The organism is Caldicellulosiruptor bescii DSM 6725, from assembly GCF_000022325.1.
GTDB lineage: Bacteria > Bacillota > Thermoanaerobacteria > Caldicellulosiruptorales > Caldicellulosiruptoraceae > Caldicellulosiruptor > Caldicellulosiruptor bescii.
The window spans coordinates 1170713-1193714 of sequence record NC_012034.1 but is presented as its reverse complement, the minus strand read 5'-3'; the positions used below and the strand labels follow the sequence as shown (position 1 = coordinate 1193714).

Below are 23002 nucleotides of genomic sequence, written 5' to 3'. Positions count from 1 at the left end.
ATGTTCCCCTCTTTCGAGCTCTCAAGCTTTTAATTACTTTCTATGTAAACTATGAAGCTCTCACAACTCTTTTTAAAAATCGAATATCAATTTCATGCTCAACTGTCATGTCACGTAAATATTCAAACCCTTCTTTTAATCTTCCTGTTTGCTGCTCTAAATTATCAAATCTCTTGTATACCTCATCTCTGAACATAATCATCTCTGTTCGAAATTCAGTCAAGAATGCAACCTGGTCATATACAGCGTTCATTCTTCTTGTTAGCTCTTTGTCATTTTCTTTTAATATAACAATGTCCTGTTTGATAACCTGAACATCTTCTTCAAATTTTGCAACCCTCTCTTCAAGCTTATTCAATCTCATCTCCACAATATCAAGTCTTTTTTCTACTTTATCGAGTCTTTCTTCTACTTTGTCAAGCCTCTGCTCAATCTTATCTAATCTTTTCTCAATAGTATCAAGTCGCCCATTAATCTTTTCAAGTGTTGTAAATATAGCTTGCAGGACATCACTTTCTGGCATTTTTTGCCTCCTGAGTTTTCAAAATTTTATAGAAAGATTATATCATATTTCTTCTACCAATTTTTCTTGTATTTTATTCCATATCTCTCATAACCTGAATCTGGTCTCTTGCAAGTTCAAGAATGTGAGGATTGTTTCGTGCTTCTTTGCTGGATATAAGCTTTGAAAACCATTTTCTTGCCTCGTCAAGGTCACCTACTCGTCTTGAAAGCTCACCTATCAAATACATGACCGTTGCCAAATCTATTTCATCAGCTGACCCTTCTTCATGTTCAAATGCATCCTTATATGTTTGAAGAGCAAGTTTTTGAAATTCAAGCTCTTTTTCTTTATCCTGACTTAGCCTGTAGAGCCATGAAATTCTTAACAGAATTCCTGCAACCTCATATTTGTTAACTTTTCTTTTAGATGTTGCCGTAATCAAAGCCAACTTGTACAATGTAATAGCATCATCTACGGTTCTTTCAAACGGGATTTCTCTTTTTACCCACTTTGAAGCAACCTTTTCTTTTAATGATTCTACATCCCATTTTGTAAGTTTCCCAAAATTTTTGCTAAGTGCTGCATAACCACATTCCCCGCAGACAATAACATCATACAAAAGAGGGTTGACGCCCTTGTAGTAAACACAAAGGTCAGTATCCCGGCTCTCTACATAAATTGCTGAACTTTTTACAAATGGTGCTTTGATTGTGCTACCGCATACAGGGCACTCTAATGTCTTTTCATAAATGTCCATTTTCTTATCCTCTCCCTTTTACTCATAAACAGATGAAGAGACGGTCTCTTTTGCTTTTGTTCCAACCAGTATCACAGCATTTACAGGTTTATAATAGTCATAGGACAGAAGCTTTCTTTCTATTAACCTGCCATCTTTATAAACAAGCATATAAGTTTTTACCTTTAAGCCATTCTGGGGTTTATTGGAAAGCTTTTCTACTCCTTGAGGAAGTGTTGGATCATTTTTGTAGACTTTTTTATAAGGTACCCTTTCAATTATTTCCGATTCGAATTTGACAATTTCAGCCTTATGATTGTTTTTGCCATAGAGGTTGACTGTCACAGTATTTTTGGAAGTATAACTTTCAACATAGATAGGCGCATTTGTTGTATTTTTGAATTTAAAATCTATTGAACCTGAAGCAATTGTTGCATCCCTGCCAGGTGGCACGTACGAAATTAGAGCTGAATGTGGTGCTCTTTCCACAACCTTCAGCTGGGCCATCAAAACTGCATTGTACATAGTGGTTGCTATTTGACAAAGCCCTCCACCAACACCGTCTACAAACTCATTATTGACAATAACTTTTGCAATTTTAAAACCATTTTCGACTGTTACAGGTCCAATTACCTTTGACAGCGAAAATATTTCGCCCGGCATCACTAAGCTACCATTTATCTTTTGGGCAGCTACCCTTATATTTTCGCTTCTTGCAACATTTGAACTATCAAACTTTGTGGTAAACGAACCTATTATTTCTTTTACTTTTGATAGTTCACTCGCTGTGATTCGCGGAGTTATTCTTAAAAATCTTACATAAACCTTACCTTCTTGCTTGTTTTTAATTATGTCTTTCAATTTATTCAAAAGATAGCCATAATCAAGTTTTTTCCCTATTCTCTCTGGAGTTATAACAAACTGGTCTCCTACTTTTTTGATACTTGCATTAACAGGCGATTGATAGTATGTGTTAAAAAGTTCATCTACAAACTTTTTGAGTTTGTTTTCATCATATTCGAAATTAAGTCTTATGACCACTGGATTTTCATAAACCTTTTTTATCTCTTTAAACCGTGTTGCAAAATTGCCCTTTCTGCCAATTGAATATGCCTTTTCTACTGCCTTGTCAATATCCATCTTTATTCCAAGAGAAGAATACTCAAGAAAATAGCTTTTGTCTTCAACTATAACTTCAACTTTTTTGTTCTGCAGTGGCTCAAAATAAGTCTTTTTTAAAAGCTCAAGAGCCTCTTCTGTGGTAAGTCCACCCAAATGAACACCCTCAACATAAATGCCTTTATAAATCCTATCTGTATCAAGAACTTTCGTAACATTGGTATAAAGAGTATATCCCAGAACTGTGCTTGCTATCAAAAGCACCACAACAATTCCAATTAATATAAACCTTTTCACCTCAAATTTTACCCCCGTCCAGCAATTGCTTCAAAGCCCTTTTCAAGAGCCAAACAGTTTAAATTATAAATTTCTTCTGTTTTTGAAAACTCTCTTAAAACACCTTTTGCCTCGTCAACTGAAAAGTTTTGTTTTATTGCCAAATATGCGCCAAACATTACAATGTTTGCAACTCGAATATTCCCTACACTTGAAGCAATCTCAGTTGCCGGAATATAATGAACATTTATATCATCTCTATTTGCACAGATATCCACAAGAGAACTGTTTACAAGTAAAAGCCCACTTTTTTTTATCGCAGGTTCAAATTTTTCAAGCGATGGTTTATTTAAAACAAATAATGTATCGGGATTGAACACAACAGGAGAACCAATCATATCACTTGAGATTATAACACTGCAGTTCGCTGTCCCACCCCTCATTTCAGGTCCGTACGACGGAAGCCATGACACATTAAACCCCTTTTTCATTCCAAGATGGGCAAATACCTGTCCTAAAAAAAGAACACCCTGACCACCAAATCCTGCAATTAAAATCTCCTCTGTCATCTTCAAATTCCCCTGCCTTTATCTTTGAAAATTCCTATACTGTAGTATTTTAGTACCTCATTTTCTATTCTCTTCATACTCTCTAAAGGTGAAAGTCCCCAGTTTGTAGGGCAGTTTGAGAGCACTTCTATAATAGAAAAACCTTCATTGTTCATCTGAACTTCAAAAGCTCTTTTTATCGCTTTTTTGGTAAACTCAATATTTTTTAAGTTATGTATTGATGTTCTTGCAACAAAGGCAACACCATCAAGTGGCACAAGCATTTCACAAAGCTTTATATGATAACCTTGCACCTTTGGGTCACGCCCATATGGAGATGAGACTGTAACCTGCCCAGGAATTGTTGTCGGTGCCATCTGGCCACCTGTCATAGCATAAACTCCGTTGTTTACAAATATAGCTGTAAAGTTTTCACCTCGGGTTGCTGCATGTATGACCTCAGATGTCCCAATTGCCGCAATATCACCGTCACCTTGATATGAAAACACTAGAGCGTCTGGAATGCTCCTTTTTACACCTGTTGCAGCGGCTGTGGCTCTCCCATGAGCTGCTGCTACAAAGTCAAAATTAAAATAGTCATATATAAAAACTGCACAGCCAACAGGTGCAACACCTATTATTTTACTCTCTTTGTAATCCTCGTCAATAACCTCAGCAATTAGCCTGTGAATGATTCCATGTCCACACCCCGGACAGTAATGCATACTCTCTTTTGTCAAACACTCTGGTCTTTTGAACTTCATTCTATCATCTTCCTCTCAAATTTGGTGTGCCCCATTTGCTACTTTTTAAGGGAATAATAAAAGTCTATTATTTCTTGAATTGTGGGAACCATGCCACCTGTTCTTCCATAAAAGTGTACTGTTTTTTTCCCTTCCACAGAAAGCTTAACATCCTCAAGCATCTGTCCCAAATTCATCTCAATGTCAATAAAAAATTCTACTTCCTCTTTTAATGCATAACTTTTTAGCTCATTTTCTGGAAATGGCCAAAGGGTGATTGGCCTTACAAGCCCAACCTTCTCGCCTGCTTGTCTTAATCTGTTTACAGCACTTTTTACAATCCTTGCACACATTCCAAATGAGACAAAAATAACCCTTGCATCGTCTGCCAAGTATTCTTCGAGCATTACCTCATTTTCCTTTATTTTTTTGTACTTTTCTTTTAGCTTAAAATTATGTTTTTCAAGCTCTTCTGGAACAATATAAAGAGAGTTTGTCACTCTTTTTTCTCTATTTCTCTCGCCCGTCACTGCCCATGGTTTTTCTACCTTTTGTGGTTGATAGTTTTCGTCGAACTCAACAACCTCCATCATCTGTCCAAGCATTCCATCACCTAAAATCATAACAGGGTTACGGTACTTGTCTGCAAGGTCAAATGCCTTCATTGTAAGCTCTACTGCTTCTTGCACAGAAGATGGAGCAAGCACAATCACCTTATAATCTCCATGTCCGCCACCTTTTGTAGCCTGAAGATAATCAGACTGGGCAGCGTTTATATTGCCAAGCCCTGGTCCACCTCTCATAATGTTTACAATCACGCATGGAAGCTGAGCACCTGCTAAATATGATATACCCTCTTGTTTTAAGCTTATTCCTGGACCAGATGATGATGTCATAACCCTCTTGCCACAGCTTGACGCGCCGTAAGCCATGTTAATTGCTCCAACTTCGCTCTCTGCCTGGATAAAAACACCGCCACTTTTTAAAAGCTTTTTAGCCATATACTGCAAAAGTTCTGTCTGAGGTGTGATTGGATACCCAAAAAAACATTCACAGCCAGCCCTCAGTGCTGCCTCAGCAATGGCTTCGTTACCTTTCATAAGAATTTTCAAAGTTTACTCACCTACCTCAAACACTATGTCAGGACAAATTTTATAGCAGCTTCCACAGCCAATACATGAGTTTTGGTCCTTTACTTCAACAGGATTATACCCTTTTTTGTTTATTCTGCTTCTGTTGATATACAAGATTTTCTTAGGACAGATTTCCACACAAAGTCCACAACTTTTGCACTTATCATATTCGATTTTTAGCCTCAACTTATCAACCTCCAAAATGGGTTCTTATCTTATTATATACCTTTTAATGGCATATACAAGAGAATATTTTTTTATTTCTTCTAAAAGCTCTTCTTCAAATAGATTCTCTTCAACTACAGTAAGAATATAGGGAATATCTTTTTTTTCAGCTACGTTTTGGATAATTTTGAGGCTTCTTATAATATCTTCTGGTTTTGTTTCTGAAAGAAGATGAGAATTATTTATAATAGCTGTAATGTTCATCCCCAGAATACTCTCAATTTCATGCATGTTCTGCAAGATTTCTTCCTCATTTGAATTAAACGGCCTGTATATGTTGGCAACATAAAAAACACTGTACCCTTTTTTGTCAAGCAACTCTTTGAACTGGCCAACAACTCTACTGCCAAGCTCATCTCCACCTACATCTATTATGTTGACTCCGTTTGAACTGCTCAGCGCTTCAAAAACCCTGCCAGAAAGAACCGGAAGATCTATGCTTTTGTCCTCAAAGTGTGTAGAAATAAAATTTATATTTTTATTCTCAATAATATGCTTAACACTTCTGAGATTATAATAAAAATTTATTATATCCGCATCAATTAAATTTACATTGAAAAACTCCCCAAGTTCCAAAGAAACATTCAGAGCTATCTCACTTTTGCCGCTTCCCGCCGTCCCAACAAAGATGTTTGTTTTCCTGTTGACAAAACTTAAAGGTACCGTCATGCACATTCTTTTCACCCTCATCTCAGTCACAAATTTTCCTTAGCAAATCCTTGGTAACATTTCATAATAAAGCATGTCCAAAATTCTCGTACCGCCAAAGGTGGTTGACAGATATACTCTCTTTTCCCTACTTTCTTCTACCTTCCCAATCTCACATGCAAACCTGTTGTACTTTTTCAAAATCTCAATAGCTTTCTCTTTTTCATCACCATTTACTATGGCAACAAACCTACCTTCACAAGCAAGATAATAACTATCCAGCCCCAGAATATCGCACAGAGCTTTTACCTCATCTGCCACAGGTATTTTTTCTTCCTCAACTTTTATATCAAAGCCAGACTTTTGGACAATCTCATTTAAAGCTGTTGCAAGCCCACCTCTTGTAAGGTCTTTCATATACGCAACATCTACCTCTTGCATCAGCTCTGAAATTACATCTAACAAAAGCCCACAATCGGATTCTATCCTGTCTTCAAACCCAAGGTCTTCATTGTGAGAATATATGCATGCTCCATGTCTTCCTATATCCCCACTGACAATTACAACTTGATTACCTTTTATTCTTGAAATCAAAGGCATTTTTTGGGTATCTCTTGCAACACCCAATCCAGTCGTATTTATAAATATCCCATCTGCCGCACCTTTTTCTACAACCTTTGTATCCCCTGCAACAACTTCAACCTTTGCCAAATCTGCATATTTCTTTATTGATCTTGTAATTTTCTCTAAATCATCTATTGAAAATCCTTCTTCAATTATAAAAGAAACGGTAATATACTTTGGTTCAAGTCCTGCAACAGCTAAGTCATTTACCGTACCACATACTGAAAGCTTTCCAATATCTCCTCCTTTAAAAAAATATGGCTTTACTACAAATGAATCTGTTGATATTCCCACTTTCATACCGCTTAAAGAAAATACTGTTGAATCATCACCGCTTTTCAATATTTCAGAACCAAATATTGGCTTGAAAAGGTTGTCAATCAGCTCATATGTCTGTTTTCCGCCATTGCCATGTTCCTTACGAATAGTCCTCATCATTTCCACTTCCCAAATCTGAAGTATGCATTGCAAGAACCTTCTTGTGATACCATACACGCCCCTTTTGGTGTCTGAGGTGTGCATACCTTTTCAAAAAGAGGACATTCAAAAGGCTTTAATTTGCCTGTGAGCACATCTGCACATCTGCACGCAGAATTAGAAAAACTTTCATAGTCATATTTAAGCTGGACTGAAAAGGAAGAATACTCACTTTTAAGTCTCAACCCACCACCCTCAATCAAGCCAAGTCCTCTAAAATACGCATCAGTTCTTTCAAAAAATCTCTCTATATACCTTTTTGCAACTGTGTTACCCTCTTTTTTTACAATTCTTTTGTACTCATTTTTTACAGTAAAATCATTATCTAAGATACTTTGTGTTAAACTCAGCAAAGAAAGCAGAATATCATACTTTTCAAATCCAGATATAACAGAAGGAATCTCAAACTCCTCAACAAACTTAAATCCATCAACACCCAAAATTGTTGCAACATGTCCTGGCAGGATAAGTCCATCCACTTTTATGTGATCTTTTAAGAGGACTTTCAGCGGCTGGTCAATGGTTTTAAGCTCACATGCAAACTTGACATTTTTCAAATCCTTTTCCAATACCTTTTCCAGGCTCAGAGCAAAGGCTGGAACTGTGGTCTCAAACCCTACTGCAGCAATTATTGCTTCTTCATCCTCGGCTATATTCTCAACAGCATCAACCGGTGAGTACATAATTTTAATTTTGCCGCCTTTTGCTTTTGCCTCAGCTAAAGACATACTTTTGCCTGGAACTTTCATAAGGTCTCCAAAAGTGTAGATAGTATAGTTCATTTTTGCAAGCTCAATGAGATTATCTATATACCCTTCATGAGTTACGCAAACTGGGCAGCCAGGACCTGAAATAAAATCTATATATCCTTTAAAAAGACTGTGAAAACCGTTTCGGTAAATTGAAACAGTATGGGTGCCACACACCTCAATTATTCTTAGCTGCCTGCCAATCTTTTCAATATTGTTTTTTATTGTGTTAATAATAGGATTTCCCTTTTCAAGAGTTTGCATTTCTTACCTCACCAAAAAGTTTTTCTATTTCCTCGGCTTCTTTTTCATCTATTTTTTCAATTGCAACTCCTGAGTGAATAAGCAAATAATCACCAACAGCAAGCTCTTTTATGAGAGACACATTTACAGTTTTCTTTAAACCTAAATAGTCAACAATAGCTTTCTTACCATCTTCTAAAATTTCAATCACTTTTGCAGGATACCCTAAACACATATTTTTAAAACTCCTTTAACAATTTTTTAATAATTGGATTGTATAATATACTTGTCCAGCTGAAATTCCCCCATCGTTTATGGGAAATAAGGAATTAAAATAAACTTTAAACCCTTCTTTCTCAAGCATAGACACTGTCTTTTCAAGCAAAAGCCTGTTTTGGAATACTCCACCAGATAGTACTACAACGTCTTTATTATAATTTTCTCTCAACCTCTTTGCCACTTCAACAACTATTTTTGCAACGGTGTTGTGAAATTTCGCAGAAATCAAGCTTCTGTCAGTCTTTCTTTTAATATCATTAATGATTTGTTGTAGTATATACACAATATCTATTTCAATTTCATGTTCAAAATTCATAACAAAATCATAAAACCCCTCTTCGGTCTTGTCTGCAATACTTTCTAAAACCATTGGAATCTGTGCTTCAAAACTATTTTTCTCACCACACCTTAAAAGTACACCAACAACATCAAATATCCTTCCAAAACTTGAGCAAAGAGGGTAACTCAGTAACCTTGCTGCCTTTACAATTTTTGAAAGAAAAACTGAATTAGCAAAATATTCTTCTGCGAAATTTTTATCAATTTCATATGCAAAATAGTATGCCAGTCTCACAGGCTCTTTTATAGATTTTTCTCCGCCCACTAAAGGATAGTATTTCAAATGAAATACCCTTTTTACATCGCTTTTATTAATTATAAATCCTTCACTTCCCCATATGTTCCCATCCAATCCCAAGCCTGTTCCGTCAAATGCAAAGCCTATACAGCTCTCTAAATCATTTTCAAGCATACCTGAAAACACGTGGGCTATATGATGCTGAACATATACAATTCTTTTGTTATCTTTTATGGCAATATCCTCGGCAATGGAGGTTGTAAAATAGTTTTTGTGAAAATCACAGGCAATATAATCATATTCTAAGTTGTATAGAAAAAGAAGGTCACTTAGTGCAGACTTGTAAAAGTCTATATACTCTTTTGTGTCAAGGTCACCTAAGTATTGACTTACAATAACCTCATCCTCTTTTTTTAAAGCAACTGTAGCTTTTTCATGACCTCCTAACGCTAAGATATTTTTCTCTACAAATTGTGATAAAGATAGGTTTAGTCTCAGAGGAGCAAAACCTCTTCCCGGTCTTGTCAGTACAAACTTATCTTTTACAACAAACCCAACACTATCATCGCACCTTCGAACTATTTTTCTGTTATGATAGAGCACATAGTCACAGATACCCTCAAGTTTTTGAATAGCATCGCTTTCATCAATAATCATTGGAATTCCTGAAAGGTTGGCAGAGGTTGCAATTAAAAAGTCCCTGCCAGTTTTGCTCAGGATATAGTCCAAAATAGGGGTGTACGCCCTCATTATACCGAGGGTGTGAAGATTGCTATTTACATGTGAAAAATGCTCAGTCTTTTTTTCGAAAAGAATTATAGGACATCGTGGAGAAGAAAAAATCTCTTCTTCCATCTTATTGACATGGCAGTATTTTTTTACTACTTCAATGCCCCGGGCAACAAGTGCTAAAGGCTTACCTTCTCGTCTTTTGCTTTCAAATAGTCTTTTGACTACAGTTTCATTGTATGGGTCACACACCAAGTGAAAGCCACCTATTCCTTTTATTGCGACTATATATCCCTCTAAAATTTTTTGAGAAACAAAATCTAAAAGTTCAATTGCCTCTCCATGGATATGTTTTTTTTCACCAAATGAAAAAAGAAAAAGTCTTGGTCCACATACTGGGCAGGTTGTTGACTGTGCATTGAATCTTCTGTTGTCCGGAGTAAAGTACTCCCTTTCGCAATCACTGCAAAATTTAAATTGCTTCATAGATGTATTTTCTCTATCATATGGCAATGCTTCAATAATTGTGTATCTTGGTCCGCAGTCTGTGCAGCTAATAAATACGTTGTGATAGTGTCTGTGAGATTTATCATAAAATTCTCTTTTGCAATTTTCACACATCCCTAAGTCATATGGCAGGACTGTTGAAATCCTATTTTTTTGACTTTCAACAATACAAAATTCTTTTTCATCTACAACCGGTTCAATCTCATAAAACTCTATTTTCTCTAAAATAGCGTTTTTGGGAAGGTTAGTTATAATATAATGTGTTATTTGCTCTGAAGTTATATCTCCCTGAAACTCTGCCAAAACGCCTTCACCAGTATTTTTTACAAACCCTGTAAGTTCATATTTTTTTGCGAAACTATAAATAAAGGGTCGAAAACCGACCCCTTGCACAAGCCCTTTAAATATAAATCTGTACCTTTTCATAAGCATTTTCCCCTACTTTTTGAAATATGGATCTAAAAGAGTATAAAAGTAATTAGTAAGTCTTTCCATACCTTCTTTTGTCCTGAACGATACCTCAAACAGTTTTAAATCTTTGTCTTTTATAGCTTCTAAACCCTTTTTGTATCTTTGCATATCAAAACCAATGACATCAATTACATCAATCTTTGATAGAACAACAACGTCAGCTTTTTCAAACATTATAGGATATTTATATGGCTTGTCATCACCCTCTGCAGCAGAAGATACAACAACTCTCAGGTTTTCTCCCAAATCGAACGAAGATGGACAGATGAGATTGCCAATGTTTTCAACAAAGATTACTGTTTTGGGCATAGGCTTGAGAGTATCTATTGCTTCTGCAACACTATCTGCAACTAAATGGCAAGCACCACCTGTGTTTATCTGCAAAACTTTAACTCCATAGCTTGCAATTTGCTCGGCATCAATTGTTGATGCAACATCACCTTCAATCACTGCAATGTTAAATGTGTCTTTAAGATTTTCTATCATGCACTTAATGAAAGATGTCTTACCTGCACCAGGTGACCCCATCACATTCACAATATACCATTTATTTTCATCTGCTAACCTTCTTATATTGTCGGCTGCGTTTTGATTCCGCTCTAAAATATTTTTTATTACCTTTATCTCCATCTCAATCATCTACCTCTATAGACTCAATATAAAATTCCTTACCATGTTCAGTAAGTTTGCCTAACGACAAACATTTTGGACAGGTAAAATCTTTTGTCCTCTCAAAATATTCACTACATTTTTGACAGTACAAAAGAGCCTTTTTGGGAATTATTTTGAGCTGAGCGCCTTCTAAGATTGTTCCTTTTGTTAGAATGTCAAAATAAAATTTCAGCGATTCATCAATAATTCCACTCAGCTCCCCAACTACAACTTTAATTCTTGTAACCTTTTTAAAGTGGATATTTTTCAGCTCATCTTCTGCAATCTTTACAAGCTGCTGTGTAACAAAATACTCATGCATTTTACCATTTTCCTTCCACTTCTGCTTTAAGCTTTAGCCAAAGTCTCATATTTAACCATTAGTTGCAGCAGCCTGTGCCTTTGGCTGCACCTCATCTTTTACTTCCTGCTTTTTGATGTAAAACTCTTTATAAGTGGTTGGAACGTTAAATTGCTCTTTTGAAATTAAACACTTTTTAGGACAGGACTCAACACATACATTGCAGAGCACGCACTTGTACTGATTTAGCTGCCATGTCCTTGAGTTTCTATCCACCACTATCGCATTTGAAGGACATTTTCTCTGGCAAATACCACAAAAGATACATTTCTCTATCTCTATCTCAAGGCTTCCTCTTGTATCTTTAAAAAACGGCCTCTTTTCCTTCGGATAAAGTCTTGTTGCAGGCTTTGAAAATAGGTTGTCAAGAACATTTTTGAGCATTCCAAACATTTTACCATCCCTCTTTACAAAAACTTTTTACCTTTCAGTACATGAGATACATGGATCAATTGTCAAAACAAGCATTGGAACATCTGCAAAATCCACACCCTGAAGCATCTTCACAAGCGCAGGAATATTTGCAAATGTTGGTGTTCTAATTCTAAGCCTTTCTAAATTCTTTGTCCCGTTTGCCTTTATATAATATACATCTTCTCCTCGTGGCTGTTCAACCCTTGAAATAACCTCACCGTTTGGAAATCCTTTGACTGGTGTTGAAATCTCACCTTCTGGCATCTTAGATATAGCCTGACGAATAAGGTCAATTGACTGATAGCACTCGCGAAGTCTTACTTTAAGTCTTGCATAGCAGTCCCCGTCATTTTCCACGACAGGTTCAAAGTCAAGTTCGCCATATGCTGCATATCCAAGGGTTCGCAAATCCATACTAATTCCACTTGCCCTTGCCATAGGTCCAACGCATCCAAGCTCGTAAGCTTCTTGTTTGCTCAGAACACCTACACCTACAAGTCTTTTCTTGACTGTATAATCGTTCAAAAACGAACCTTCTATCTTCTTTAGCTCCTCTTCCAGTTTTGCAAGATTATCTAAAATGAACTTTTGTTTATCAGCATCTATATCTCTTCTAACCCCACCAATTATATTTGTGGAAATTATAACTCTTGAACCTGCTGTTGCTTCCATAAGGTCCATCACAAGCTCTCTATTTCTCCAGCATTGCATAAAAAGACTTTCAAAACCAAAAGCGTCAGCCAATAACCCAAGCCACAAATGGTGGCTGTGAAGTCTGTGAAGTTCTGCCCAAATAACTCGTAAATACCTTGCTCTGTCAGGCACTTCAATGCCCATTAGCTCTTCAATTCCCTGACAGTAAGCCAAAGCTTGTTGAAAACTGCATATACCACAAACTCTTTCGACTACATATATGTTCTGGTTTATATCCTTTTCCTCAGCAAGCTTTTCAAGTCCTCTGTGAACATAACCTATTGCAGGTATCGCTTCAACAACTTTTTCGTCCTCTAAAACAAGCCTAAGCTGCAGAGGTTCCGGCAAAACAGGATGCTGTGGACCAAACGGAACTATCGTTCTCTTCCCCAAAGCTTTCTTACTCTCCTTTCTTTACTTTTACCACTGGCTTTTTGCGCATAGGAGATTCTAACTCTTCAGTTATCATGAACTTTCCTTCGTAATCAATCAAAAGATTTTCAAATTCTATTCCAAACAAATCTTTTATCTCATTTTCAACAAACACAGCTGCAAAATATATATCTGAAATAGAAGGAACTTTTTCCTCAGCTTGAGCAGTAATTCTTATATTTGTCAGTCGGTAATCCTTATCAAAGTGATAGATTATATCAAACCTACCATCACCCAAATCAACACACGTTGCAGTGACAAATCTATAACCATCTGCTTTTAAGGCTAAAACTTCTTTCCTCAAATCCTCTTTTTGAAGTTCTTTAAGATTTTGCAACATTCAAAATCTCACCCTTTTTCATATTCTTTTTCTTCTCTTCTAAGAGCTGTGCAGCTTTTAATATTCCTTCCATAATAGCCTCAGGTCGTGGCGCGCAGCCAGGAACATATACATCAACAGGAACAACTGTATCAGCCCCGCCAAGAGTATTGTAACATTCTTTGAATATCCCACCGGAGCACGCACATGCTCCAATTGCTACAACAGCTTTTGGATGTGGCATCTGTTCATATATTGTCTTTAAAACTCTTGCATTTCTGTGGTTAACAGAACCTGACACAACCAATATATCAGCATGTTTGGGATTACCTACATTTATAATTCCAAATCTTTCAACGTCATATACAGGTGTTAACGTTGCCAGTATTTCTATATCACAGCCGTTGCAGCTGTTACAATCATAGTGAACAATCCATGGAGACTTTTTCAATGCCTTTCTAAATAACACTTTTTATTTTCACCCCTGTTTTTTATAATAACCTATACTTTATATATACCCAAATGAGATTAACAAGCGCAAAACCAAATGCCACTGACCAAGTAAGCTGTAACATTATCTTCCATGTAAGCCTTGCTGAGATATTGTCAATAACAATCTCTAAAAAGTAGCAAATCAAAATTGCTGCTATTGCCACAAAGATATTTTTTGCAAAAAATAGCCATACAAAAAGAAGCAAAAGTACAAGTTCGTACCAGTGACCAAGTTCAATCAAGCCAAGAACAGGTCCTGCAAACTCTGTTGTAATACCTTTTACAAGTTCCTGATGACCATGGTGTGAGGTTGACAAATCAAACGGAGATTTTCGAAACTTAATTGTTAAAACATAGCTGAATGCTATGAAGATAAACGGTAAATCTAATATTAGAAAGCTATTGTGTTTTAAAATGTCTTGTATATTGAAACTCCCAGTTACAAAGTAAATTGCTACTATCATAGCAATTAAAACAGGCTCATATGCAAGTACAGATATCAATTCCCTGTGAGCACCTATCCTTGAATATGGCGAATTTGTTGCCATTGCTCCAAGAATGAGCGCTGTTGTGGCAAATGCAAGAATAAATAAAATCAAAAGAAGGTCCATCTTAAGCAAAAACATCACAACTGCAACAATGTTAAATACCAAGAATAAAAACGCATATAATATCTGAGTATTCGAAACAACGATAGTTTCTTTTGAAAATAGTTTAAAAAGATCATAAAAAGGCTGTAGAATAGGTGGACCAAACCTGTTTTGCATTCTTGCTGTTATTTTGCGGTCAATTCCGGTCAAAAGTCCGCCAATTATGGGCGAAAGCACTACTGACGCAAGTACAATTAAAGCCTGTTTCACTTTAAAATCACCCCAAACATTATTGCGATTAATGCAATTGAAAGAACATTTACAACAAGCGTTACTGTTTTCTCATTTGTCAGTGTCTCAAAATAATAATTTTTGAACTCAAACGGCACAATCTTATCCTTTTCTCCTCTGAAACCAAAATTGTCCGAATTTTCACATGACATATACACAGGTACATATCTTTTCGGCTTAAACCACCTATATATTAGAACTCCCAGAACGACTGCTGTTACCAGCACACCAAAAAATACAACCGGATTAAATCCAAAGAAATCTTTTACATACAATTCTTTTATATTGGTGCTGCTAACTCCTGAATACCTTGCAAAAGAAGACTTGAAAAATGGCACAACAAACATATTTGTAAACTGGATCAAAAAGATGCTTACCAAAACTACTAATATTGAAATAGCCATCAACGGAATATGCTTTATAAATTCAAATTTCTCTATCTTATTTCTATCCTTTCCATCAGAAAGAATCTTGCCTATAAACTTTGTCCAGAAAACAACTGTAAAAGCACTTCCCAAGATTATTTCAAGCATTGCCGCAATGTTTTGAGTTGACACTTCAATAGCAATCCATTTTGTAATTAAAACGCCAAATGGAGGAAGTAGCATTGACACACTTCCCAAAAGAGTTAAGAAAGCAACAATTGGCATTTTATACTTGATTCCATCCATATCTTCTATGTTTCGGGAACCTATACCCTGTTCTATTGAACCAACACACAAGAACAAAAGCGCTTTAGACACACCATGCAAAACTATCAAAAGTGCAGCTGCATATATAGCATATCTATGTGCTATGGATGACAATGCAATTATAAGACCCAAATTAGAAATTGTTGAGTATGCCAACACTCTTTTTGCATTTGACTGAAATATTGCTAAAAGCGCTGCTGAAACAAAAGTAAAAGCACCTGCCACAGCAACTATTCTTCCCAGCCATGTATCAATAAATACCGGTGACAATCTCAAAACCAAATAAACACCTGCTTTTACCATTGTGCTTGAGTGAAGCAGGGCAGACACAGGTGTTGGTGCCACCATAGCACCAAGTAGCCAGCTCTGGAATGGCATTTGTGCAGACTTTGTAAATGCTGCCAAAGTTAAAAATGCAATTGGGATCATCAAAATACTGCTGTCTTGTGAAGATATAATCTCATTCAAAGCAACCGTTCCAGATTTGTAATACATAAATATTATACCTATAACAAAGCTAAGTCCACCTATCGAATTTAAAAGAAGAGCTCTTGTTGCATTTTTAATACTCTCTTCATTCTGGTCATGAGAAATTAGCAGGAACGAACAGAGTGTAGTAATCTCCCAGAAAAAGTATACCCACAGTATATTGTTCGAAATCACAAGACCGTTCATTGCACCCAAAAATAGCATAATTACTGCAAAAAATATGTTTTGTCTGCTTTTTTCAAGATGAAGGTGTTTCTCATGCTCTTCCATATAAGAAAGTGCAAATATTGCAATAAGCGGACCTATAATGTTTATCAAAAGAAGCATAATAAAGCTCAAATGGTCAACAAAAAATACATTTTCAACATCCAGTTTCCCTACTTTAAACTCAAACACAAACATTAAAACAAACTGCAAAATAGCAAGAAGGCTAATGAGCTTGTTTTTAAGTTTTGTACCAATCAAAAAGATTATTGCTAATAGAAAATAATCAGCAAAGGTTATTAGATACTCAAGTGCTGAATTTAATGAATGAGAAAGCACTATCACTTTATCACCTTGTGAAATAGAATACAAAGCTACACCAATTAATATTGCAGACATTAAAAAAACAATAGCTTTTCTAAAACTGCTATTGTTAATAAGAAGAATGAAAAATGCTGCTATCATGGGTAGAAAAATTAGGAGTAGATAGATGCTCGCCATCTGTTTCTTTCTTGCCCCTTTCTATTTATGATGATAAACTATTGCTATTAAAGATTATAACATATAATCTTTGTCTTGTATACAGTATGCAAAAGTTAATTTGTTAACAAACCCCAGAATACAGGTGAAATTCTTACTATTTTTTGTTCAACATTTTAAAAGAAGGTGAGAAGACTTGATAAAATTAATTGCACTGGATATTGATGGAACACTTTTGGACGATAGAGGTTACATCCCTCAAATAAACAGAGAGTTTTTAAAAATTGCTGTTGAAAAGTACAAAATTGTGATAGTACTTTGCACAGGAAGAGGCGCTTCAGCCTTTAAAATTGCAAAAGATTTACAGCTACCATGTTCATTAATCTCGGCAAATGGTGTTTATGTCTTCGAAAATCCTAATTTTCCACCTATTATAAAAAATTATCTTACAGAACGTCAGAAGAAAGTATTAATTGAGTTTCTTGATAACAATCATTTTGAAATAGACTACTATATTGTACTGGGATATGAACAAGATTTTCACATGATTTATAAAGAGAGAACCAATTATGATAGCTATTTTCTAAGCTTTGTAAATGGTCGCAAACAATTTAAATCTACATACCCTGCAGAAAAGCTTTTAAAGTTTTTAGAATACCCTATCAGTCACACTGGAATTGTAGGCAAATATGAAAAACTTAAAGAGATTAAAGAAATCCTTAAAACACTTGAGTTGGATTGTAATATTATTCTCTACTATGCATCAGACAACAAAGAATATGGTTTTTTAGAAGTCTTGAGCAATAATGCATCAAAAGAAAAAGCTCTTCTGCAATTTATGAACTTTAAAAATATCTCATCTGAAGAATTGATATCAATTGGTGATAATTTCAACGATGTCGGAATGTTCAAAATCTCTGGAATAAGTGTGGCAGTTGCAAATGCACCCGAAGAAGTAAAAAAAGCTGCAAAGTTTGTAACCTCCAGAACAAATAATGAAGGTGCAGTTGCTGAAGCTATTGAAATGTTTATAATAAAAAGGGATGGGTAAAAGTTTTGCTTCCCCATCCCTCTTTTTATTATTGGACAATCCTTCATTTGTTGTAATTTGTATTTATATACTCAACAGCATCAGCTATAGCCTTTGCAACTGCCTCTTTAAAACTATCGCTCAAAAGAAGGTCCAAATCCTGAGGGTTTGTTCCAAATGCAACCTCAATCAACACAGCTGGCATATTCGATGTCCTTAGCACAACCAAGTTTGGTCTTTCTACAATGCCCTTGTTCTGTGTACCAACCTGTTTGACTATGCTGTCAAGTACTATCTGGGCAAACTGCTTATCAGAAATAAGCCCATTTTGTTGTTTTTCTTTATACAAAACCATGGTTCCGCGCGCAGATGAATTATCATGTGCATTGTTATGGATAGAAATAAACAAGTCCGCATTTAAACTATTTGCCACCCTTGTTCTATCATAAAGGTCCACATATACATCTTTATCGCGTGACATATAAACTTCATAACCAAGGCTTTTGAGCTTTTCGCTAAGCCTTAAAGAAATATCCAAATTAAAATCTTTTTCATTATATGTTACCTGTTTGCCATTTACCACTTTGGTGTATATAGCACCTGGATCAGAACCCCCATGACCAGGGTCAATGAATATCTTCAATTTCTTCTGAGGTTTTTGTAATTTTTGTGAAAAACTTATTGTAATATCAGTTCCACTTTTGCTTATGTTTGCTATGTAGTTAGGATTAATTTGGATGTAAACAATGCACTTATCCTGCTGATAAATAGAATATACAGTAGTCACAACCGAAGCTTGCAAAGAATACACATCATCTGCAATTGTTATAGGATACTGGCTTTCAAGTCTTATGGTGTTGCTGCCCTGGTCGTAAAAATAGTTTATCTGAGAAACAAAAGGCGAACTCAAAACAAGACTTGAGGGCGGATTTACTCTTAAGCTTGAATACTGGTCAGCAAACACCACTTCTAATTTCCCATCTAATTTGTTTAAAACAAAAATCTTTGCCTTAGAAGAAAATATAATCTGAACACTGTTTTGGTCAACGTTTGATGCTATATAATAATCCACCCTTCCATCGTTTACTTGATAAAAATTACTTAACTGAGTGGATATTTGAGCACCTTTTAAATTCAAAACTATAAACGATTGGTCTGCACGATAAACATCACTTACAACTGTTGGAAGAATATCAAGTTCTGCAAGTGTAAAACCATCTGAAGGTATAATATTTATCTTCTGAATTACATACACTGGAGAAAAGGTTTCAGTTGAATTTTGTACATCTTGATTTTGAAAATCTTCACTGCTGTCAATATTTGTGTAAGCTGGTAAGTTTCTTGGCAGGTCTATCTCAATCTTTAGTTGATTGCTAAGGTTAGTTATCCTATAATCTTTTATTAAAGTCGAATCATAATCTATTACAATGCGTGTAAATAAACCACCATTTGTATCCTTGTTTTGAGCATGTCTAATTCTGAAAATGCCACTTTTATTTATTTCTATTTTGTTGTTTTGTATATTATCAATACTATCCGAAATATCCAAAACTATCCTATCAGGATTGGAAAGCCTATAGTCCTTGAAAGAAATACTTTTTGTTGCCAAAATATATAGTGTAAACTTATCATTTTCTATATTATATCTTATATCATTGATATAAATTGAATCTTTCTCTACCCTTTGAAAACTATTTCTCGAAGCAAGAGAATTTTTCTGTTGACTCTGCTGTAAAGGCAATACAGCAGTTTTTGGCTTGTTAATGTTCAAATTTACAAGTTTTTTTGTTTTATCAACATAACAGGTATAGCCAAAAATAGAAGCTATATCTTTTGCTAAAATGTACGACTTTCCACCACTTACGAAAATCTTAGCTGAAAGACTTTTTTTGTTTTTGTTGTAGTAGTAATATGCCCTATCAATATAGAACTGATATGTATCCTTAGACTTTTTGGCTAAGATAGATTTAGATTTTGAATTATAAGAAACGCTAAACCCTTTTAGCTTGAAAAAGTCAGCAAGTGCAAGGTAAACATTACCTTTGCTTTCTAAGGTTTTAACTGAAGAGATAAGCTTTCCTTCGACATAGAGCTTGTACGAGGCGGCAGCAAAAGCAGATACAAAAATCAACATAAATATTGTTATCGTAGCTACCAGAACTTTAATTCGTTTCATCCCAGAACCTACCCCGCAAAAAATGTAATTTATAGGTATATAATACCCCATTTTGTCGAATAAATCAATTTAAATATTTGCCAATGTATTGTATTTTTATACACTGTGTTGTATAATTATTTGCATAGTTGAAAACAAAATTTCATTAATACAAAGAGGAGATGACCAAATTGATAAAAGCAAGTATTATAGGAGCATCAGGATATGTGGGAGTAGAGCTTATTCGGCTTTTGTTAAGACATCCTGAAGTTGAAATTGTATCCATTATATCTTCAAGTAGCAACCAGCTTTCTATTGATAAAACAAACCCACAGTTTAAAAAAGTTTCAAACCTTGTATTTGAGGAATTTAAAATAGAAGCTATTCAAGAGGCAGATGTAGTGTTTTGTGCACTGCCTCACGGTATTTCACAGGAATATGTCAAAATAGGATATGACATTGGCAAGGTTGTAATTGATTTAAGTGCTGATTTTAGATACAAAGATCTGCAAAGATATGCAAAAGATTATAGTCAGCACAAATACCCTGAGCTTTTGAGCAAAAGTGCTTATGGACTTTGTGAAATAAACAGAGAAGAGATTAAAAATGCTCAGATTATTGGAAATCCTGGATGTTATCCAACAAGTGCAATATTGGGACTTGCTCCTCTTTTGAAAAATAAGCTCGTAGACAAAAACAGTATTATAATAGATTCAAAGTCAGGTGTTTCTGGAGCTGGTAAAAAATTTGACTTTGCATATAGTTTTTGCGAACTTGATGAAAATTTCAAAGCATATTCGGTTACAAAACATAGACATACAAGCGAAATTGAAGAGAAGTGCAGCTTTCTATTTGGCGAAGATTTGAATTTATCATTTACACCACATCTTCTGCCTGTAAAAAGAGGAATACTGTCAACTATATATGCAAACCTTATAAAAAAGATTGATAAAAACGACCTTGTTGAAATCTACAATGAATTCTACAAAGACGAATACTTTATTCGTATTTTTGAAGACGAACTACCTGAACTAAAGTACGTAAGAGGAACAAACTTTGTGGACATTGGATTTGAGGTTGATAAGAAGACAAACAGGGTTATCATAATCTCATGCATTGACAATCTCATAAAAGGTGCTGCCGGCCAGGCAATTCAAAATATGAATATAAAATTTTCTCTTGATGAAAAAATGGGACTTATAATGGTGGGAGAATATTTTTAAAAAATAAAATGAGGGGATGACGGTCTATATGTACGAAGAAATGGATTCTCTGATTGAAAAAGCAAGCATATTAATAGAAGCCCTTCCCTACATACAAAAACTCTATGGAAAGACTGTTGTAATAAAGTATGGCGGGAATGCCATGATAAATGAAAAGCTTAAAAACTGGGTTATGGAAGATATAACTTTGCTCAAATACATTGGCGTAAATCCAATAGTTGTTCATGGCGGTGGACCTGACATAAATTCAGTCCTCAAGAAGCTCAATGTTGAAAGTCAGTTTGTCAATGGGCTCAGAGTAACAGATATGCAAACCATGGAAGTTGCTCAAATGGTTCTGGTAGGAAAGACAAACAAAGAACTTGTATCAATGCTAAATCAAAAAGGTGGAAAGGCAATTGGTATTTGCGGAATTGATGGAAATTTAATTCAAGCACGAAAACATTATGAATATGTAAATGGGGAAAAAATTGATTTAGGTTATGTGGGAGAGGTCGTGTCAATAAACGCAAAGGTTTTAGAAATGCTTGCCAAAGACGAATATATACCTGTTGTTGCACCAATTGGTGTTGGTGAAGATGGCACAAGTTACAACATAAATGCAGATACTGTGGCGGCTGAGATTGCAAAGGCAATAAAGGCTGAAAAGCTAATGTTTATGACAGACGTCGAAGGATTAAAATATGATAAAAATAGCAAGAAAATAATCTCAGCAATAAGTGCCGATGAAGTTTTGAAGATGATTGAGGAAGGAAAGATAGATGGCGGGATGATTCCAAAGGTTTTAGGATGCATTGATGCACTAAAGCACGGTGTCAATCGTACACACATACTTGATGGAAGAATTCCCCACTGTATTTTACTTGAGATATTCACAGATAAAGGCATTGGAACAATGATTCATCTGTAAAAATTATGTATGTCAGTATAAATAAACGGGGCTTTATCCTTCTTTGACCATAGCCCCGTTTATTTATGGTACTTTGTCCCATAAATAATTGACAATCCTCTGTAAATCTGTTCATAAAGTAATACTCTAAAAAGCTGATGAGGGAAAGTGAGTTTTGAAAATGAGAGAAGCAAATCAGCTCTTCTTTTCACTTCATTTGAAAGACCGTTGGAACTGCCAATGATAAAAGTAATATTCTTGCTGCTATTTATATTTTTTCTTAAAATTTCAGAAAACTCTTCTGATGAAAGCTCTATTCCATTAATATCACACACTATTATAAATTCGCCTTCCTTGACATGTTTTAAAATCTTATCAGCTTCTTTTTCTAAAAGCGTTTCGATATTGAAATATTTATTTTCATCTTCTTCTTTTATCTCTATTTCTTCGACTTTTACCCATCGCGAAAGTCTTTTTTTGTACTCTTCACATGCCTGTAAAAAATACTTCTCCTTTATAGTTCCTACACTAATTATTTTTATCATATATCATCCACTTTCGACAAAAGTTTGTCAATAAGATAACTCAGTTCATCTCTGCAGCTTCTGTACTCTTCAATATCTCCACCATATGGGTCAACAACATCCAAATCTTCTTTGGTATTCATAACATACTCCTTTAAAGTAAACACCTTGTCTGCAGTACCAGGATACATTTTCGTAATTACCTCTTTATGATACCTTTCCATTGTCAAGATAAGAGTGCTTTCTTTTATCATCTCCTCATTTATAAGTCTTGAGACATGCGACGAAATGTCAATACCAAGTTCACTCATCACCAATATAGCATTTTTGGAAGCCTTTTGTGGGAAAAATGCAGAAAGTCCCGCTGATTCAACTTCAACGTTATCAATATTCATCTTTCTTAGCTTTTCCTTTAAAAGATATTCTGCCATCGGACTTCTGCAGGTATTACCTGTGCACACAAAAAGTATCTTTTTCTTCAATA

At 35.3% G+C, this 23002-nt stretch carries 26 protein-coding genes; 3 read left to right on the top strand and 23 right to left on the bottom strand.

Annotated features, from left to right (window positions below; translation table 11 throughout):
* Positions 1-49 precede the first annotated feature (49 nt).
* The 20 genes from ATHE_RS05510 to ATHE_RS05415 all read right to left on the bottom strand — a co-directional run bounded on the left by ATHE_RS05510 (position 50) and on the right by ATHE_RS05415 (position 16718).
* On the bottom strand, positions 50-523 hold the full coding sequence (locus tag ATHE_RS05510) for a coiled-coil domain-containing protein (RefSeq protein ID WP_015907608.1): 474 nt from the start codon (positions 521-523) through the stop codon (positions 50-52).
* Positions 524-596: 73 nt separating this feature from the next.
* Positions 597-1262: a DUF2225 domain-containing protein gene (locus tag ATHE_RS05505; protein ID WP_015907607.1), complete on the bottom strand. Its 666-nt coding sequence runs from the start codon at positions 1260-1262 to the stop codon at positions 597-599.
* A gap of 18 nt (positions 1263-1280) precedes the next feature.
* Positions 1281-2657: a VanW family protein gene (locus ATHE_RS05500; protein WP_015907606.1), complete on the bottom strand. Its 1377-nt coding sequence runs from the start codon at positions 2655-2657 to the stop codon at positions 1281-1283.
* 8 nt (positions 2658-2665) lie between these two features.
* Positions 2666-3205, bottom strand: a complete 540-nt coding sequence (locus ATHE_RS05495; protein WP_015907605.1) for a 2-oxoacid:acceptor oxidoreductase family protein — start codon at positions 3203-3205, stop codon at positions 2666-2668.
* Positions 3206-3207: 2 nt separating this feature from the next.
* Positions 3208-3948, bottom strand: a complete 741-nt coding sequence (locus ATHE_RS05490) for a thiamine pyrophosphate-dependent enzyme (protein WP_015907604.1) — start codon at positions 3946-3948, stop codon at positions 3208-3210.
* 38 nt (positions 3949-3986) lie between these two features.
* Positions 3987-5039, bottom strand: a complete 1053-nt coding sequence (locus ATHE_RS05485; RefSeq protein ID WP_015907603.1) for a 3-methyl-2-oxobutanoate dehydrogenase subunit VorB — start codon at positions 5037-5039, stop codon at positions 3987-3989.
* Positions 5040-5042: 3 nt separating this feature from the next.
* Positions 5043-5246 (bottom strand): 4Fe-4S dicluster domain-containing protein, encoded by a 204-nt coding sequence (locus ATHE_RS05480; protein WP_015907602.1) that lies wholly within the window; start codon positions 5244-5246, stop codon positions 5043-5045.
* A gap of 24 nt (positions 5247-5270) precedes the next feature.
* Positions 5271-5960, bottom strand: a complete 690-nt coding sequence (locus ATHE_RS05475) for a hypothetical protein (protein ID WP_015907601.1) — start codon at positions 5958-5960, stop codon at positions 5271-5273.
* A 33-nt stretch (positions 5961-5993) separates the two neighbouring features.
* Positions 5994-6995: a hydrogenase expression/formation protein HypE gene (gene hypE, locus ATHE_RS05470; RefSeq protein WP_015907600.1), complete on the bottom strand. Its 1002-nt coding sequence runs from the start codon at positions 6993-6995 to the stop codon at positions 5994-5996.
* On the bottom strand, positions 6992-8047 hold the full coding sequence (gene hypD, locus ATHE_RS05465; RefSeq protein ID WP_015907599.1) for a hydrogenase formation protein HypD: 1056 nt from the start codon (positions 8045-8047) through the stop codon (positions 6992-6994). The genes hypE and hypD overlap by 4 nt, the downstream gene beginning before the upstream one ends.
* Positions 8034-8261 carry a HypC/HybG/HupF family hydrogenase formation chaperone gene (locus ATHE_RS05460; protein WP_015907598.1) on the bottom strand — a complete coding sequence of 76 codons (228 nt, stop codon included), beginning with the start codon at positions 8259-8261 and terminating at the stop codon, positions 8034-8036. Before ATHE_RS05460 ends, hypD begins: the two co-directional genes overlap by 14 nt.
* Before the next feature lie 15 nt (positions 8262-8276).
* Complete coding sequence (gene hypF, locus ATHE_RS05455; RefSeq protein ID WP_015907597.1) at positions 8277-10544, bottom strand: carbamoyltransferase HypF; 2268 nt, start codon at positions 10542-10544, stop codon at positions 8277-8279.
* A gap of 12 nt (positions 10545-10556) precedes the next feature.
* Positions 10557-11219: a hydrogenase nickel incorporation protein HypB gene (gene hypB, locus ATHE_RS05450; protein ID WP_015907596.1), complete on the bottom strand. Its 663-nt coding sequence runs from the start codon at positions 11217-11219 to the stop codon at positions 10557-10559.
* Between the two features lies 1 nt (position 11220).
* On the bottom strand, positions 11221-11562 hold the full coding sequence (gene hypA / locus ATHE_RS05445) for a hydrogenase maturation nickel metallochaperone HypA (RefSeq protein ID WP_015907595.1): 342 nt from the start codon (positions 11560-11562) through the stop codon (positions 11221-11223).
* A 51-nt stretch (positions 11563-11613) separates the two neighbouring features.
* The gene (locus tag ATHE_RS05440; protein WP_013403526.1) at positions 11614-11994 is read right to left on the bottom strand and encodes a 4Fe-4S binding protein; all 381 of its coding nucleotides are present in this window, start codon (positions 11992-11994) and stop codon (positions 11614-11616) included.
* Positions 11995-12021: 27 nt separating this feature from the next.
* Complete coding sequence (locus tag ATHE_RS05435) at positions 12022-13101, bottom strand: hydrogenase large subunit (protein WP_013430555.1); 1080 nt, start codon at positions 13099-13101, stop codon at positions 12022-12024.
* A gap of 7 nt (positions 13102-13108) precedes the next feature.
* Positions 13109-13480: an NADH-quinone oxidoreductase subunit C gene (locus ATHE_RS05430; RefSeq protein WP_015907594.1), complete on the bottom strand. Its 372-nt coding sequence runs from the start codon at positions 13478-13480 to the stop codon at positions 13109-13111.
* Complete coding sequence (locus ATHE_RS05425; protein ID WP_013411860.1) at positions 13464-13928, bottom strand: NADH-quinone oxidoreductase subunit B family protein; 465 nt, start codon at positions 13926-13928, stop codon at positions 13464-13466. Before ATHE_RS05425 ends, ATHE_RS05430 begins: the two co-directional genes overlap by 17 nt.
* Positions 13929-13950: 22 nt before the next feature.
* Positions 13951-14811 carry a respiratory chain complex I subunit 1 family protein gene (locus tag ATHE_RS05420; protein WP_015907593.1) on the bottom strand — a complete coding sequence of 287 codons (861 nt, stop codon included), beginning with the start codon at positions 14809-14811 and terminating at the stop codon, positions 13951-13953.
* A complete protein-coding gene (locus tag ATHE_RS05415) occupies positions 14808-16718 on the bottom strand; it encodes an NADH-quinone oxidoreductase subunit 5 family protein (protein ID WP_041727122.1) in 1911 nt (636 codons plus the stop codon). Before ATHE_RS05415 ends, ATHE_RS05420 begins: the two co-directional genes overlap by 4 nt.
* A gap of 175 nt (positions 16719-16893) precedes the next feature.
* On the opposite strand from ATHE_RS05415, the gene ATHE_RS05410 reads away from it, so the two are divergent.
* Complete coding sequence (locus tag ATHE_RS05410; RefSeq protein WP_015907591.1) at positions 16894-17748, top strand: Cof-type HAD-IIB family hydrolase; 855 nt, start codon at positions 16894-16896, stop codon at positions 17746-17748.
* A 43-nt stretch (positions 17749-17791) separates the two neighbouring features.
* Here ATHE_RS05410 and ATHE_RS05405 read toward each other — a convergent pair whose 3' ends face one another.
* Entirely contained in the window at positions 17792-19903 is a 2112-nt protein-coding gene (locus tag ATHE_RS05405; RefSeq protein ID WP_015907590.1) for an N-acetylmuramoyl-L-alanine amidase, read from the bottom strand.
* Positions 19904-20073: 170 nt separating this feature from the next.
* On the opposite strand from ATHE_RS05405, the gene argC reads away from it, so the two are divergent.
* Positions 20074-21105, top strand: coding sequence for an N-acetyl-gamma-glutamyl-phosphate reductase (argC, locus tag ATHE_RS05400; RefSeq protein ID WP_015907589.1), 1032 nt, complete (start codon positions 20074-20076; stop codon positions 21103-21105).
* Positions 21106-21133: 28 nt separating this feature from the next.
* Positions 21134-22015 (top strand): acetylglutamate kinase, encoded by an 882-nt coding sequence (argB, locus tag ATHE_RS05395; protein ID WP_015907588.1) that lies wholly within the window; start codon positions 21134-21136, stop codon positions 22013-22015.
* A 59-nt stretch (positions 22016-22074) separates the two neighbouring features.
* On the opposite strand, the gene ATHE_RS05390 is transcribed toward argB, so the two are convergent.
* Entirely contained in the window at positions 22075-22539 is a 465-nt protein-coding gene (locus ATHE_RS05390) for a 23S rRNA (pseudouridine(1915)-N(3))-methyltransferase RlmH (protein ID WP_015907587.1), read from the bottom strand.
* Positions 22536-23000: a low molecular weight protein arginine phosphatase gene (locus tag ATHE_RS05385; RefSeq protein ID WP_015907586.1), complete on the bottom strand. Its 465-nt coding sequence runs from the start codon at positions 22998-23000 to the stop codon at positions 22536-22538. Before ATHE_RS05385 ends, ATHE_RS05390 begins: the two co-directional genes overlap by 4 nt.
* Between the last annotated feature and the right edge of the window lie 2 nt (positions 23001-23002).

What these genes read in the sequence shown, in the direction of transcription:
- ATHE_RS05510 (WP_015907608.1), bottom strand. Translation starts at nt 523, where the DNA reads ATGCCAGAAAGTGATGTCCTGCAAGCTATATTTACAACACTTGAAAAG.
- ATHE_RS05505 (WP_015907607.1), bottom strand. Translation starts at nt 1,262, where the DNA reads ATGGACATTTATGAAAAGACATTAGAGTGCCCTGTATGCGGTAGCACA.
- ATHE_RS05495 (WP_015907605.1), bottom strand. Translation starts at nt 3,205, where the DNA reads ATGACAGAGGAGATTTTAATTGCAGGATTTGGTGGTCAGGGTGTTCTT.
- ATHE_RS05490 (WP_015907604.1), bottom strand. Translation starts at nt 3,948, where the DNA reads ATGAAGTTCAAAAGACCAGAGTGTTTGACAAAAGAGAGTATGCATTAC.
- ATHE_RS05475 (WP_015907601.1), bottom strand. Translation starts at nt 5,960, where the DNA reads ATGTGCATGACGGTACCTTTAAGTTTTGTCAACAGGAAAACAAACATC.
- hypE (WP_015907600.1), bottom strand. Translation starts at nt 6,995, where the DNA reads ATGATGAGGACTATTCGTAAGGAACATGGCAATGGCGGAAAACAGACA.
- hypD (WP_015907599.1), bottom strand. Translation starts at nt 8,047, where the DNA reads ATGCAAACTCTTGAAAAGGGAAATCCTATTATTAACACAATAAAAAAC.
- ATHE_RS05460 (WP_015907598.1), bottom strand. Translation starts at nt 8,261, where the DNA reads ATGTGTTTAGGGTATCCTGCAAAAGTGATTGAAATTTTAGAAGATGGT.
- hypF (WP_015907597.1), bottom strand. Translation starts at nt 10,544, where the DNA reads ATGAAAAGGTACAGATTTATATTTAAAGGGCTTGTGCAAGGGGTCGGT.
- hypB (WP_015907596.1), bottom strand. Translation starts at nt 11,219, where the DNA reads ATGGAGATAAAGGTAATAAAAAATATTTTAGAGCGGAATCAAAACGCA.
- hypA (WP_015907595.1), bottom strand. Translation starts at nt 11,562, where the DNA reads ATGCATGAGTATTTTGTTACACAGCAGCTTGTAAAGATTGCAGAAGAT.
- ATHE_RS05440 (WP_013403526.1), bottom strand. Translation starts at nt 11,994, where the DNA reads ATGTTTGGAATGCTCAAAAATGTTCTTGACAACCTATTTTCAAAGCCT.
- ATHE_RS05430 (WP_015907594.1), bottom strand. Translation starts at nt 13,480, where the DNA reads ATGTTGCAAAATCTTAAAGAACTTCAAAAAGAGGATTTGAGGAAAGAA.
- ATHE_RS05415 (WP_041727122.1), bottom strand. Translation starts at nt 16,718, where the DNA reads ATGGCGAGCATCTATCTACTCCTAATTTTTCTACCCATGATAGCAGCA.
- ATHE_RS05405 (WP_015907590.1), bottom strand. Translation starts at nt 19,903, where the DNA reads ATGAAACGAATTAAAGTTCTGGTAGCTACGATAACAATATTTATGTTG.
- argB (WP_015907588.1), top strand. Translation starts at nt 21,134, where the DNA reads ATGTACGAAGAAATGGATTCTCTGATTGAAAAAGCAAGCATATTAATA.
- ATHE_RS05390 (WP_015907587.1), bottom strand. Translation starts at nt 22,539, where the DNA reads ATGATAAAAATAATTAGTGTAGGAACTATAAAGGAGAAGTATTTTTTA.